The organism is Arthrobacter woluwensis, assembly GCF_030816155.1.
In the GTDB taxonomy this organism is placed as follows: Bacteria; Actinomycetota; Actinomycetes; order Actinomycetales; family Micrococcaceae; genus Arthrobacter_E; species Arthrobacter_E woluwensis_A.
Genome location: NZ_JAUSXR010000001.1, coordinates 2,162,713 through 2,176,945, shown reverse-complemented (window position 1 = coordinate 2,176,945; position 14,233 = coordinate 2,162,713). Strand labels below are relative to the sequence as shown.

Below are 14,233 nucleotides of genomic sequence, written 5' to 3'. Positions count from 1 at the left end.
ACTCGTCCGGCAAGCCCTGGAGGTGCAGACCACGGGCTGGTTCTCACCGAGGGAACAGCAGGATCAGTACCCCAGGAAGGAATCGCTCTTCACCCGTCGGACTCCTGCGGCACGTAGGGCGCCGCGGAGGGCGGCGACGAAGTCCGGGGCGCCGGACACGAGCGCATGCCGCCCTGCGGCGTCGGGCACCAGTTCGGCGATCCGCGCGGCGCTGAAACGCTCGCTGCCCACGTGCTCGACACCGTTGGGCAGCTGGGCGCCCTCAGGGAGCGGCGCGGAGGTGCGCAGGAGGATTTTCGCGCCGGAGCGGGCCAGCGCGCCGAGGTAGGCGGCGTCGTCGTAGTCCCGCACGGAGTACAGGACCACGGTGTCCGGGAGGGACCCGGCAGTGGCGCCATCCAGCATCCCCACGAACGGGGTGATCCCGATGCCTCCCGCGACCAGAAGTGCCGGGCGGTCCGACGGGCCGAGCAGGAATTCGCCCCCGGTGCGGCTCAGGCGGAGCGCCGTGCCTGTCTCCATGTCGTAGAGGGCCTTCTTGGCGGGCGATGGCTGGCTCGGCATGCGGGTGGCGATCCGGAGGTCACCGTCGCCGGCCGCGACCGGGCTGAACACCCGCCGCGAGGAACCGATGCCGGGAACCGGAATGGTGAGTTCCACATACTGACCCGCGGCGAGGCGTGGGTCGTCAGCGGCGCGGAAGGTGAATTCGGTGATGTCCTTGCCGACCGGTCGGTGATCGAGGAACGTCACCAGGCTGGAACTCTTGGGTCGGAGGATGAACGCGAGGATGTTGCCCACGAGCAGCACGGCCTCCGGGGCATTCGAGAGGATCACGGCGCCGAGCTGGAGGGAGAACGGCAGGCTGAAAAGCACTCCGACCAGGACGCCGACCAGGATTCGCTGCCACCGTCGCGGCGGAAGGGTGAGCGGTTCGCTCAGCATGAAGCAGGCGAAGAACACCGTGGCCTGACTCGTGAACCACAGCGCGGGCACCTCCGCCGCCGACATTCCGCGGCCCAGGGCCACGGCGATGGCCGTCACCAGCGAGGCTCCCAGGAACGTGAGGGCCACCGGGAACTGGCCGGCCCGGTAGAGCACCAGCAGACCCAGCGGAACCACCGCCCAGAGCAGCAGAGGGGAGCCCACCCACCAGGTCGCCGCGTTCAGACCTGTCAGCGAGATGATGAAGGCCCCGAGCGCGGCAGGGTTGAACAGATGCCGGCCATGCCAGGCGAGAGCGTATTTCGACGCGGAGGCCAGCACGGCGGCCAGCGCCACGCCCAGCCCCTCGCGGAAGCCCGTCGCCGGCCAGAAGAGGAAGTACAGCAGGCCGGCGGTGACCAGCGACGAATCCCAGTAGGGCCGCATCCGGAACAACAGGGCGCAGGCTCCGTTGGACAGCGTGGTCGCCGCAAGGCAGAGCAACAGGTGGAGGCACAGTTCGGGAACACCGAACTCGGTCCAGCCGAGGGCGTCCAGAACGAGGCTGTAGACGATCAGGACGCCGAGGGACAGCGCCACCACGCGGGTCATCGACAGTCGGCCCAGCGGCCGGGTCACACGCTGCGTGACGCTCAGAAGTGCGGACATCAGAACAGGCCTTCCAGGAAGTGCTCGGAACCTTCGGCGTGCCCATCGCTGTGCACGGTCAGCCACTCCACGCCGTAGCGCGCCGCCAGCTCATGGCCGGGGACGAAGAACAGCGCCGTGGCGAGCCCGTCGGCTTGCATGGCCTCGGGTGCCAGAACCCAGCTTGCCACCACTCGCCGCACGGGTTCGCCCGTCAGGCCGTCCAGGACGTGGTGCAGCCCGCGGCCCCATGCGCGGCGCGCGGTGCCGGAGGCCGCGAGCGCCTGCTGATGGACCGCGACGACGCCGATCGCCCGGCTGCTGTCGAAGGGGCTCTCCAGCCCGATCCGCTCAGCCACGGAGCCCGAGTGCCGGAGGTCGCCGCCGGCGTCGACCAGGTAGTCGGAAACCCCGGCGTCCTCGAGGACTCCGCAGACCAGATCCACCAGAAGTCCCTTGCCCGCCGCGCCGATGTCCAGCAGGACCGGCGCGCTTGCCGACACGGTCCGGTCTTCCCAGCGCACGTCCCGGCCCCAGACGGGCGCGGGGACGGCTGGGCCGCGTGGAGTCAGGGAGTAGGCCGCGTCGTAGCCCAGCCGCACGAGGGACTCCCCGATGAAGGGGGTCACCGAGCCTCCGCTCAGATCGTGGAGCTCCCGGTACAGGCGCCCGAGGGGTGCTGCCTCGGCGGGGAGCGCCAGAGTCCGCTCGGCGCCGTCCCGTGGGGCGGGCTCGGCCGCCCAGCGCGCGACCTTGGAGTCGGAGCGGAAACGCGACCACACGCCGTCGAACTCGTCGATCCTCCGCCGGATGTCTGCTTCGGTCCGTTCGGTGATTCCCTCGGCCCGGATCCACCAGCGGGTGCCGATCGCGTCGAATTCCAGGGGACTGTTCATACCGGGCTCAGCCCGCCTGCTTCTTGATGGCCTCCACCGCGTCCTTGAATCCGCCACTGGTCAGGCTCGATCCGGCCACCCGGCTCACGTCGAGTTCATCGATGCTCTTGCCCACCACCAGGTCCTTGATGCCGCCGGCGAAGCGGTTCTGGAACAGCTGGGTGTTCGCGCTGGTGGGATGGGTGGCGATCTTGACATCGCTGATCTTGCCGGATGCCAGCGTGAGAGTGACCCCCACGGTCTCCTCACCGTTGGGCGAGGTGTAATGCCCGTCCGCGCTGTAGGTGCCGTCCTTGTAGTGACCAGGGGTGGCAGGGGCTCCGGTGCTGCCTGCGGCACTGGACGCGCCGCCTGTGGGGGAGACATCGGCGGTCGAGGTCCCCTGCTTCGCCGGGGCGCAGGCCGTGGCGCCGGCCAGCACGGCCAGCCCGGCGGCGGTGCCGGCCAGGATCTTCAGAGAAGGGGTGGAGGTGGTCATCGATGCTCCTGGTGGGGGAAGAAGGGATGGAGACCCAGAGGGCTGGCTCCACCGTAAATCGCCTTGCTGGGCGTATGTCCAGAGTTTCCTGAGAATGGATGCTCTATGTGGACAACCCGTCCGAAGCTGTCCACATGGCGGGTTCATGCTTTTCCGCCGGGCAGGCCCCTCCCCGTAGGATTGAGGGGTGACTCCCGAACAGCTTTCCGCAGCAATCACCGCATGCCTGAAGGACGCCGTCGCTGACGGCTCGATCAACCTCCCCGCCGAGGCGCTGGAGGCCGAGGTCCGTGTGGAGCGACCGAAGAATCGGGAGCACGGCGACTGGGCCACCAACGCCGCCATGCAGTTCGGGAAGCGCGCCGGCCTCTCGCCCCGCGAGTTCGCCGCCATTCTGGCCGCGAAGCTCGAAGGTGTGGACGGCGTCGCTTCGGTGGACATCGCCGGTCCCGGCTTCATCAACATCACCCTGGACGCAGGCGCCGCCGGCGAGCTCGCGCGCACCATCGTCGAGGCGGGCGCCACCTATGGCAACAATGACGCGCTCGCGGGCCACACGGTCAACATGGAATTCGTCTCCGCCAACCCGACGGGTCCGCTGCACATCGGCCACACCCGCTGGGCGGCGCTGGGCGATTCCATCGCCCGCGTGCTGCGTGCCGCCGGCGCCGAAGTCACGGCCGAGTACTACATCAACGACGCCGGCAGCCAGATGAACGTGTTCGCCAACTCGGTGCTGTCCCGCCTGCGTGGCCGGGACGTGCCGGAGGGCGGCTACCCCGGCCAGTACATCGTGGACCTGGGCCACGAGGTCCTCCGCGAACACCCCGCCATCCGGGAACTGACCGATGAGGCCGCATTGCCCATCGTCCGCGAGGCCGCCTACCAGGCGCAGCTCGAGGACATCAAGCAGACGCTGGCCGATTTCGACGTGCATTTCGACGTGTACTTCTCGGAGCGGACCCTGCACGAGTCCGGCGCACTTGAAGCCTCGGTGGACCGCCTGCGCGAGCAGGGTCATGTCTTCGATCAGGACGGCGCCGTCTGGCTGCGTACTACGGACTTCACGGATGACAAGGACCGCGTCCTCATCCGCGCCAATGGCGAGCCCACGTACTTCGCCGCGGACGCCGCGTACTACCTCACCAAGAGGGACCGCGGCTTCGAGGAGAAGATCTACCTTCTCGGCGCCGACCACCACGGCTACGTCAACCGCCTCAAGGCCATCGCGGCCTGCGCCGGTGACGATCCGGAGAAGAACATCGAGGTCCTGATCGGGCAGCTCGTGTCGGTGAACGGCGCGAAGCTGTCCAAGCGCGCGGGCAACATCATCGAGCTCAAGGACCTCATCAGCTGGCTCGGCAAGGACGCGGTGCGCTACTCGCTGGCTCGTTTCCCCGCGGACTCGCCGATCACGCTGGAGCCTGAGGTCCTCAAGAAGAACAGCAACGAGAACCCCGTCTTCTACGTGCAGTACGCGCACGCCCGCTCCCGTGGCACGGCGCGCAACGCCGTGGCTGCGGGCGTGGACCGCAGCGAATTCGACGCGTCGCTGCTGACCGATCCCACCGAGAACGAGCTGCTGTCCCAGCTGGGCAGCTTCCCGTCCATCGTGGCGAAGGCCGCCGAGCTCCGGGAGCCGCACCGCATCGCCCGCCACCTCGAGGTCATCGCCGGGGCGTACCACCGCTGGTACGACGCCTGTCGCGTCACCCCGCAGGGCGACGAAGAGGTGACCACGGTCAACCGCACCCGGCTGTGGCTCAACGACGCCACCAGCCAGGTCCTGGCCAACGGCCTCGCGCTCCTCGGCGTCTCCGCCCCGGAGCGGATGTAGTGAGCGGCGTGGACGTGACCGGGCCCAGTCCGCTGGCCCCGGAATGGCTGCAGCTTCCTTCCGATCTGAACGCCTTGCACGCCCCGAGTTGGGCGCACGACGTCGCACGGTCCGACGCGGGCGAACTCACCGTGGACGGGGTGACCGTCAGCTCTCTGAAGGAGCAGTTCGGCACTCCTCTCTTCGTGCTGAGCGAAGGTGACTTCCGTGCTCGTGCCCGGGCGTTCCGTGATGCGTTCAACGAGGCCTTCGCCGACCTCTGCGGGGGAGTGGACGTCTATTACGCGGGCAAGGCCTTCCTGAGTGTCGAGGTCGCCCGGTGGGTCCGTCAGGAAGGGCTCCGGCTCGACACCTGTTCCGGTGGCGAGCTGGCGGTCGCTGAGCGAGCCGGCTTCCCCGGTGAACTGCTCGGACTGCACGGCAACAACAAGTCGGTCGCCGAGATCAACCGTGCCCTGGACATGAACCTCGGCCGGATCGTCGTGGACAGCATCGACGAGCTGGAGCGCGTGGCGGACATCGTCCAGCGCCGGCGGGCCGAAGGCGCTCAGGACAAGGGCGTTCAGGACAAGGGCGCTCAGGAGCCCGGCCGGCCGGCAACCGCGAAGGTCATGCTGCGGCTGACGCCCGGGGTGCACGCCCACACCCATGAGTTCATCGCCACGGCCCATGAGGACCAGAAGTTCGGTCTCTCCATGGCGCCGGGCACCGCAGAGGATGCTGAACTGCGCGGCATCGACCCGGCCCTGTCCGCGGCGGAGCAGGCCGTGGATGCGGCCGTGGCACTGGAGGGCATCGAACTCCTGGGCCTGCACTGCCACATCGGATCGCAGATCTTCGAGGCGGACGGCTTCGCTGTCGCGGCCAGGAAGCTGCTCGCGTTCCACGACGCGATGCAGCGCAAACACGGGATCGTCCTGCCGGAGATGGATCTCGGAGGAGGCCACGGCATCGCCTACACCCCCGTGGACACCCCGCGCCCGGTGGCCGAGATCGCGCAGGCCCTGGCCGGCGTCGTGAGGGAGACCTGCCGCGAGCTGGGCATCGTGTGCCCGCGCATCTCGATCGAGCCCGGCCGGGCGATCGTCGGCAGCACCACCTTCACGCTGTACGAAGTCGGCACTCGGAAGACCGTCCAGGTCGAGGCGCCGGACGACGCGGAGCAGACGTATCCGCGGCGCTACGTCTCGGTCGACGGCGGCATGAGCGACAACGCCCGCCCGGTGCTCTATGACGCCGACTATTCGGCCGCCCTGGCCAGCCGATCCTCGGATGCTCCCGCCCAGTTGTCCCGAGTGGTGGGCAAACATTGCGAGAGCGGGGACATTGTTGTTAAAGATGTTTACCTGCCCTCGGATGTCAGGGCCGGTGATCTCCTGGCCGTGCCGGGCACCGGTGCCTACTGCTGGGCACTCGCGAGCAACTACAACTACCTGGCACGTCCGGGAGTGGTCGCGGTCTCCGACGGGACCGCCCGGTGGATCATTCGTGGGGAAACCGAGGAAGACCTCTTGAACCGAGACATGGGAGCCGGACAGCTGTGAACACCGACGTTGTGAACTCTGATGTCGTGAAGACTGACGTGAATGAGACCAAGACCCTCAAGGTCGCGCTTCTGGGCTGCGGCAACGTGGGATCTCAGGTGGCCCGCATCCTCCTCGAGGACGCGGAGACCCTGGCCGCCCGCACCGGTGCCCGTCTGGAGCTCGTCGGCATCGGCGTCCGCACCATCGACGCGCCCCGTGACGTCGAGCTTCCCCGGGAGCTCTTCACCACCGACTCCGAGTCTCTCGTGGCCGGCGCCGACCTCGTCATCGAGCTGATGGGCGGCATCGAGCCCGCTCGCAGTCTGATCCTGTCCGCGGTCCGCCACGGCGCGTGCGTGGTCACGGGCAACAAGGCGCTGCTCGCCCAGGACGGCCCCACCCTCTACGAAGAGGCGGACAAGGCGGGTGTGCAGCTCTCGTATGAGGCCGCCGTCGCGGGTGCCATCCCCATCCTGCGTCCCATCCGTGACAGCCTCTCGGGTGACCGCATCACCCGGGTGCTCGGCATCGTCAACGGCACCACGAACTTCATCCTGGATCAGATGGATTCCACGGGAGCCCAGTTCGAGGACGCCCTGGCGGAGGCACAGCGACTGGGGTACGCCGAAGCGGACCCCACCGCTGACGTGGAGGGCCACGACGCCGCGGCCAAGGCCGCGATCCTGGCCGCCCTGTCCTTCCACACCCGGTTCTCCCTCGACGACGTGTACTGCGAGGGCATCACCAAGGTGAGCGCTGCGGACATCGCCGCCGCCAAGGACGCCGGATTCGTCATCAAGCTGCTCGCCATCGCCGAGAAGCTGACGGACGACGCCGACGCCGAGGGCGTCAGCGTCCGCGTCCACCCGACCCTCCTGCCGCGGGAGCACCCGCTGGCCGCGGTCCGGGGAGCGTTCAACGCCGTGTTCGTCGAGGCGGAGAACGCCGGCGAGCTGATGTTCTACGGCCAGGGCGCGGGCGGCACTCCGACCGCGTCCGCCGTCCTGGGCGACCTCGTGTCTGCGGCACGACGGATCGTGCTCGGAGGCCCTGGCCGCACCGAGACCACCACGGGCCATGTCCCGGCGCTGCCGATCTCGGCCAGCCGGACCAGCTACCACGTCGGTCTGCGGGTAGCCGACCAGCCGGGTGTCCTCGCCCGGATCGCTCAGGTTTTCAGTGACAACGGTGTGTCCATCGAACTGTTCCGGCAGAGCATCAGCAGTGCTGATCAGTCCGCCGAACTGCGGATCGTGACGCACCGGGCCAGCGAGGCGGACCTCGCGGCGACCGTCGCATCCATTTCTCAACTGGACGTCGTGCAAGACGTGACGTCCGTCCTCCGTGTGGAAGGTGTCTAAGTGGCTCATCAGTGGCGCGGCGTGATCCGCGAATACGCCGAACGTCTGCCTGTCGACGAGAGCACCAGGGTCATCACCCTGGGCGAAGGCGGCACTCCTCTGGTGCACGCCCAGAAGCTCTCCGAGCTCACCGGCAACACCGTCTACCTCAAGGTCGAGGGCATGAACCCGACCGGTTCGTTCAAGGACCGCGGCATGACGATGGCCATGACGGCCGCCGTGCAGGCAGGAGCGCAGGCCGTGGTCTGCGCCTCCACCGGCAACACTTCGGCGTCCGCCGCGGCTTACGCGACCTCGGCCGGCCTTCGCTGTGCCGTTCTGGTGCCCGAAGGCAAGATCGCCATGGGCAAGCTGTCCCAGGCCATCGCCCACGGCGCCACGCTGCTCCAGGTGGACGGCAACTTCGATGACTGCCTCGAGATCGCCCGCAAGCTGAACGAGGCGTACCCGGTGTTCCTCGTGAACTCCGTCAACCCGGCCCGTATCGAAGGCCAGAAGACCGGCGCCTTCGAGGTCGTCGACGCCCTGGGCGACGCCCCCGACATCCACGTGCTGCCCGTCGGCAACGCCGGCAACATCAGCGCGTACTGGAAGGGCTACAAGGAGTACGCGGCGCCGTACCAGTCCGCGACCGCCGGCGAACTCGCCGCCGTCGCGACGCGCACCCCCGCCATGTGGGGCTTCCAGGCGGCCGGCGCGGCGCCGTTCGTGGCCGGACACCCGATCACTCATCCCGAGACGATCGCCACCGCCATCCGGATCGGCAATCCCGCTTCCTGGGACACCGCCGTCGCCGCCCGCGACGAGTCGGGCGGCCTGATCGAGGCCGTCACCGATGAGGAGATCCTCGCCGCCCACCGCTGGCTGTCCAGCAAGGAGGGCGTCTTCGTGGAGCCCGGCTCCGCCGCAGGTGTCGCCGGTCTGATCAAGAAGCATGCCGCGGGCGAAGTCCCCACCGGCAAGACCATCGTCATCACCGTGACCGGTCACGGCTTGAAGGATCCCCAGTGGGCCCTGCGCACCGAGGACGGCAGTGATGTCTCCCCGGTCAAGGTGCAGAACGACGTGGTCTCCGTGGCCGCGGCCCTCGGCTTCGAGGGCTAGGTCTTGGCTCACCATCACGACGGCGGTGCGGCGTCTCTCGTCGCACTGCCGTCCGGTCTTTCCGTCACCGTCCGCGTCCCGGCGACGAGCGCGAACCTCGGCCCCGGCTACGACAGCCTCGGCCTGGCCGTGCAGCTCTTCGACACCGTGACGGTCGAGACCCTCGAGTCCGGCGCCCTCGAATTCACCCTCACGGGTGAAGGCACGGAATCCGTGCCCCGGGACGGCAGCCACCTGGTGGTCCGTTCTCTCGAGTCAGCCCTGGCCCAGCTCGGGTACCGGCACCAGGGTCTGCACCTGAGCGCTGAGAACGTCATTCCGCACGGACGCGGGCTGGGAAGCTCGGCCGCCGCCGTCGTGGCCGCAGCTCTCGCAGCCAACGGCCTGGTGCCGGAGGAGTCCCGCCGCGGGCTGGACTGGGTCCTGCAGTTCACGAGTGAGCTGGAAGGGCACCCGGACAACGTCGCACCGGCGATCTTCGGCGCCCTCGCCCTCTCCTGGCAGGAAGGCGCGGAGTTCCGCAGCGCCCGCGCGGAGGTGCACGCGGACGTGGTCCCCGTCGTCGCGATTCCCGACTTCGAGCTCTCCACGGAACTCGCCCGGACGCTTCTGCCGGCGCAGGTCGACCACCACGCCGCGGCCATGAACTCCGGCCGGGCCGCGTTGCTCGTGGCGGCGCTGACGTCACAGCCGGACTTGCTCGTCCCGGCGACTCGGGACTACCTCCACCAGGATTACCGCGCCACGGCCATGCAGCCCAGCGCGGATCTCATCGCCGCGCTGCGCGAACGCGGCCACGCCGCCGTCGTTTCCGGAGCCGGTCCCACGGTCATGACCCTCGCCCGTTCGGCCGCGGAGGCCGCAGAGGTGGAGGAATTCATCCGGCAGCGGGAATCGGCCGCGGTGTCGTGGCGTGTTCTGCGACCGGCCGTGGACCGTGAAGGTGCTAAAGTGGAAGTGCATCCGCGGTAAATCCGCAGTGGATGCCACTTTTTGCGCGCGGGGAATCCACCCGCGGATCCTCTTCTTGGACCGTGTGTTTCGCGCGGCAAATTCCTTGCAAAAACTCGTGCTCCGCCCCATTGCGCGGTCATGAGCAGCCCAGGATGATCTGAAGGCCTGTGCTGTCAACCCAACCGTCCGGCTCCAGCCCGGACGCCATCGAGGGGGAAGGATCCTTCGTGACTGAAACCACTGTCCTGACTACGGATGTGGACAAGACAAGCTCCGCTGCACCGGCAGCGAAGAGCGGCGGCCTGGCGGGCCTCAAGCTCGCCCAGCTGCAGGCGCTTGCCAGCCAGCTCGGCATCTCCGGGAGTTCCCGGATGCGCAAGGGCGACCTCGTGACCGCCATTTCCGACCACCAGCGCGGTTCCTCCGTGGCCGATCGTCCCGCCAAGGGCGAGGAAGCCGCCAAAGCGCCTGCCACCACCAAGGCGACCGCCGCCAAGACCTCCTCCGCCAAGGCCGCCGCGCCGCAGGCCGAGGCAAAGACTGAGGCCAAGGCCGACGCTCAGCCCGCTTCTTCCGAGCAGGAGTCCTCTTCGGACGCCGCGCCGGCCCGCAGCCGCACCCGTGGCCGCTCCCGCCGCGCGGGCAGCGACGGCGTCGTCGCCGCGACCGAAGCCGCTGCGGAGACCGCACCCGCCGAGACGGCTGCTCCGGCCGCCGAGCAGCGCTCCGACAACGCCGACAACGCTTCCGGCGAGCAGGGTTCCGAGCGCCGCAACACCCGCACGCGCAACCGCAACCGTCGTGCCGAAGGCGGCGAGAACGCCGTCGAGCGTTCCGAAACCCCGTCCGAGACCACCGAGGCTCCCTCCGAGCAGGGCGACGTCCGTGACGGCGAAGGCAACCGCCGCAACCGTCAGCGCTCCGAGCGCGGCCCCCGCAATGGCGAGGGCAACGCTCAGACCAACGGCAATCAGCAGGGCGCACGCCAGCAGGATAACCGTCAGCAGGACAACCGCCAGCAGGAAACCCGCGGCGACGAGGAAGAGGGCGGAAACCGCCGGAACCGTCGCAACCGCCGTGACCGCAACGAGCGGAACGACCGCAATGACCGGAACGATCGCAACGACCGGTTCCGCGATCGCAACGAGCGCCGCCGCGGCCGTAACCAGGGCCCCGAGGTGGACGACACCGAGCTGAGCGATGACGATGTCCTGGTGCCCGTGGCCGGCATCCTCGACGTCCTGGACAACTACGCGTTCATCCGCACCTCCGGTTACCTGCCGGGCCCGCAGGACGTGTACGTGACCCTCAACCAGGTCCGCAAGTACAACCTGCGCAAGGGCGACGCCGTCGTCGGCGCGATCCGTGCTCCCCGCGAGGGCGAGAACAACAACCAGCAGAACAACCGACAGAAGTTCAACGCTCTGGTCCGCGTCACGAGCGTCAATGGCCTGCAGCCGGAGGAGCTCAAGAACCGCGTCGAGTTCAACAAGCTCGTTCCGCTCTACCCGTCCGAGCGACTGCGTCTGGAGACCGATCCCAAGAAGATCGGCCCGCGCATCATCGACCTCGTGGCTCCCATCGGCAAGGGCCAGCGTGGCCTGATCGTCTCCCCGCCCAAGGCCGGTAAGACGCTCATCCTGCAGTCGATCGCGAACGCCATTACCACCAACAACCCTGAGGTCCACCTCATGATGGTCCTGGTGGACGAGCGTCCAGAAGAAGTCACCGACATGCAGCGCACGGTGAAGGGTGAGGTCATCGCCTCGACCTTCGACCGCCCCGCTGATGACCACACCACGGTGGCCGAGCTCTCCATCGAGCGAGCCAAGCGTCTCGTGGAGATGGGCAAGGACGTGGTGGTCCTCCTGGACTCCATGACCCGCCTGGGCCGTGCCTACAACCTGGCCGCGCCCGCTTCCGGCCGCATCCTCTCCGGTGGTGTCGACTCCGCAGCGCTGTACCCGCCCAAGCGGTTCTTCGGCGCGGCCCGCAACATCGAGAACGGCGGCTCGCTGACCATCCTGGCCACGGCCCTGGTGGAGACCGGTTCCAAGATGGACGAGGTCATCTTCGAAGAATTCAAGGGCACCGGCAACATGGAGCTCCGCCTGTCCCGCCACCTGGCGGACAAGCGCATCTTCCCGGCCGTCGATGTCAACGCGTCCAGCACCCGTCGCGAGGAGAACCTGCTCTCCGCGGACGAGGTCAAGATCATGTGGCGTCTGCGCCGTCTGCTCTCCGGCCTCGAGCAGCAGCAGGGCCTGGAACTGCTCACGAGCAAGATCCGTGAGACGCAGAGCAACGCCGAGTTCCTGCTCCAGGTGCAGCGCACCACCCTGGCTGCAAAGTCGGAGAACGACAAGTAGCTCCTGACGGGGATGGGACCGGCCATACGCCGGTCCCATCCCCGTTTGCCGTCTCCCGATAAACTGGTGACCAGGTCGAAAGAGGTTTAGAACATGTTTGAGTCCGTCCAGGGTCTGCTCGACGAGCATGCCGCGATCCAGGCGCAGCTGAGCGATCCCGCCGTCTACGCGGACCAGTCGCTGGCCCGCAAACTGGGGCGTCGTTCCGCGCAGCTCAATGGCATCGTGGAGGCGTACAACATCTGGCGCGGACTCACCGATGACCTGGAGGCCGCCCGCGAGATGGCCACCGAGGATCCTGACTTCGCCGAAGAGGTCGCCCAGATCGAGGAGAAGCTGCCGGCCGCGCAGGAGAAGCTGCGCCGTCTGCTCATCCCGCGCGATCCCGACGACGCCCGCAACATCATCATCGAGGTCAAGGGCGGCGAAGGCGGTGAGGAGGCCGCGCTGTTCGCAGCCGACCTGCTCCGGATGTACACCCGCTATGCAGAGGCCCGTGGCTGGAAGACCGAACTGATCTCCGCCAACGAGTCCGACCTCGGTGGGTACAAGGACGCCCAGATGGCCATCAAGGGATCCTCCAACGACCCCGCGGAGGGCGTCTGGGCCCGTCTGAAGTTCGAGGGCGGCGTGCACCGTGTGCAGCGTGTCCCCGCGACCGAATCCCAGGGCCGCATTCACACCTCGGCCGCCGGTGTCCTGGTGTTCCCCGAAGTGGACGAGCCCGAGGAGATCGAGATCCTCCAGAACGATCTCAAGATCGACGTCTACCGGTCCTCCGGCCCCGGCGGTCAGTCCGTGAACACCACGGACTCCGCCGTCCGCATCACCCACCTGCCCACGGGCATCGTGGTGGCCATGCAGAACGAGAAGTCCCAGCTGCAGAACCGAGAGGCGGCCATGCGCGTGCTCCGGGCCCGTCTTCTGGCGCACCAGCAGGAACAGCTCGACGCGGAGAGCGCCGAACACCGTAAGTCGCAGATCCGGACCATGGACCGGTCGGAGCGTATCCGCACGTACAACTTCCCGGAGAACCGCATCGCGGATCACCGCACCGGGTACAAGGCGTACAACCTGGACGCCGTCATGAACGGCGATCTGGACCCGGTCATCCAGTCCGCCATCGAGATGGACGAGCAGGCCCGCCTGGACGCCATCGGCGAGTAGCGGAACACCGTGTACGACGACGACGCGCTGCGCTCCGGCGCGCCCCTGGCCCCTGCGGTCCGGGCCGCCGCGGCCGTGCTCACCGCGGCGGGCGTGCCGAGTCCGCGCCGCGACGCCGAGCTGCTCCTGGCGCACACCCTCGGCCTCGACCTCAAGGAACTGCAGCACGCTGTCCTCATGGGATCGCGCGTCGTCCCGGTGGGGTTTCAGAGCCTCGTGGAACAGCGCGCGGAACGCATCCCGCTTCAGCATCTGACCGGGGTTGCCTCCTTCCGGCACCTGGAACTCTCCGTGGGCCCGGGCGTCTTCATCCCCAGGCCCGAGACCGAGACCGTCGTCCAGTGGGCCGTCGACCGGTGCGCCGAGCTGCGGACCGACGGGGTCCTGGCACCTCTTCTGGTGGACCTCGGCACGGGCTCGGGAGCCATCGCGGCTTCGCTGGCGCATGAGGTTCCGGGCTCGCGCGTGCATGCCGTGGAGCTGAGCCCGCTGGCGATCGCCTGGGCCGAGCGCAACACCCGGCCTCACGGCGTCGAGCTTCATCAGGGCGATCTGCGGGACGCGCTGCCGGAACTGAACGGCCTGGTGGATGTGGTGGTGTCCAATCCTCCGTACATCCCGAGTGAAGCGGTGCCCCGCGAACCCGAGGTCGCCGAGCACGACCCCGAGATGGCGCTGTACGGCGGGGGAGTGGACGGCATGGAGCTGCCTCTCGCGGCCGCCGTCAGTGCGGCGCGTCTGCTCAGACCGGGCGGCTGGTTCATCATGGAGCACGCCGAGGTGCAGGCGCCGTGGCTCGCCGCGCGTCTGGGCCAGGATCCCGCCTGGTCCGACGTGAGGACCCACCAGGACCTCAACGGCCTGGACCGCGCCACATCCGCCCGTCGCGTCTGAGGTGGACACCGGGACGGACGCCTCTGCCGGAGGTGTGACACGGCACGGACTCTGGATCCGAAAAGAGATGGGAGA

Annotated in this window: 11 protein-coding genes; 8 read left to right on the top strand and 3 right to left on the bottom strand. The window is 68.4% G+C overall.

The window, feature by feature from the left end:
- Positions 1-63: 63 nt before the first annotated feature.
- Genes QFZ52_RS09935 through QFZ52_RS09925 form a run of 3 tightly spaced genes read right to left on the bottom strand, consistent with a single transcriptional unit; the run spans position 64 to position 2,946 of the window.
- Entirely contained in the window at positions 64-1,593 is a 1,530-nt protein-coding gene (locus QFZ52_RS09935) for an FAD-dependent oxidoreductase (protein ID WP_307497455.1), read from the bottom strand.
- Positions 1,593-2,468, bottom strand: a complete 876-nt coding sequence (locus QFZ52_RS09930; RefSeq protein WP_307497454.1) for an FAD:protein FMN transferase — start codon at positions 2,466-2,468, stop codon at positions 1,593-1,595. The genes QFZ52_RS09935 and QFZ52_RS09930 overlap by 1 nt, the downstream gene beginning before the upstream one ends.
- Before the next feature lie 7 nt (positions 2,469-2,475).
- Positions 2,476-2,946: an FMN-binding protein gene (locus QFZ52_RS09925; protein ID WP_307497453.1), complete on the bottom strand. Its 471-nt coding sequence runs from the start codon at positions 2,944-2,946 to the stop codon at positions 2,476-2,478.
- 187 nt (positions 2,947-3,133) lie between these two features.
- Between QFZ52_RS09925 and argS the strand changes: the two genes are divergently transcribed.
- The 8 genes from argS (at position 3,134) to prmC (ending at position 14,158) form a co-directional block, all read left to right on the top strand.
- On the top strand, positions 3,134-4,783 hold the full coding sequence (gene argS, locus QFZ52_RS09920; RefSeq protein WP_307497452.1) for an arginine--tRNA ligase: 1,650 nt from the start codon (positions 3,134-3,136) through the stop codon (positions 4,781-4,783).
- A gap of 8 nt (positions 4,784-4,791) precedes the next feature.
- Positions 4,792-6,327, top strand: a complete 1,536-nt coding sequence (locus QFZ52_RS09915; protein WP_307498704.1) for a diaminopimelate decarboxylase family protein — start codon at positions 4,792-4,794, stop codon at positions 6,325-6,327.
- A 38-nt stretch (positions 6,328-6,365) separates the two neighbouring features.
- Complete coding sequence (locus QFZ52_RS09910; RefSeq protein WP_307498703.1) at positions 6,366-7,670, top strand: homoserine dehydrogenase; 1,305 nt, start codon at positions 6,366-6,368, stop codon at positions 7,668-7,670.
- Entirely contained in the window at positions 7,671-8,774 is a 1,104-nt protein-coding gene (thrC, locus tag QFZ52_RS09905) for a threonine synthase (RefSeq protein ID WP_278266783.1), read from the top strand. It begins immediately after the preceding gene.
- 3 nt (positions 8,775-8,777) lie between these two features.
- A complete protein-coding gene (gene thrB / locus QFZ52_RS09900; RefSeq protein ID WP_307497451.1) occupies positions 8,778-9,746 on the top strand; it encodes a homoserine kinase in 969 nt (322 codons plus the stop codon).
- A 209-nt stretch (positions 9,747-9,955) separates the two neighbouring features.
- Positions 9,956-12,097 carry a transcription termination factor Rho gene (gene rho / locus QFZ52_RS09895; protein ID WP_307497450.1) on the top strand — a complete coding sequence of 714 codons (2,142 nt, stop codon included), beginning with the start codon at positions 9,956-9,958 and terminating at the stop codon, positions 12,095-12,097.
- Positions 12,098-12,190: 93 nt separating this feature from the next.
- A complete protein-coding gene (prfA, locus tag QFZ52_RS09890; RefSeq protein ID WP_307497449.1) occupies positions 12,191-13,264 on the top strand; it encodes a peptide chain release factor 1 in 1,074 nt (357 codons plus the stop codon).
- Between the two features lie 9 nt (positions 13,265-13,273).
- Complete coding sequence (prmC, locus tag QFZ52_RS09885; protein ID WP_307497448.1) at positions 13,274-14,158, top strand: peptide chain release factor N(5)-glutamine methyltransferase; 885 nt, start codon at positions 13,274-13,276, stop codon at positions 14,156-14,158.
- Positions 14,159-14,233 lie beyond the last annotated feature (75 nt).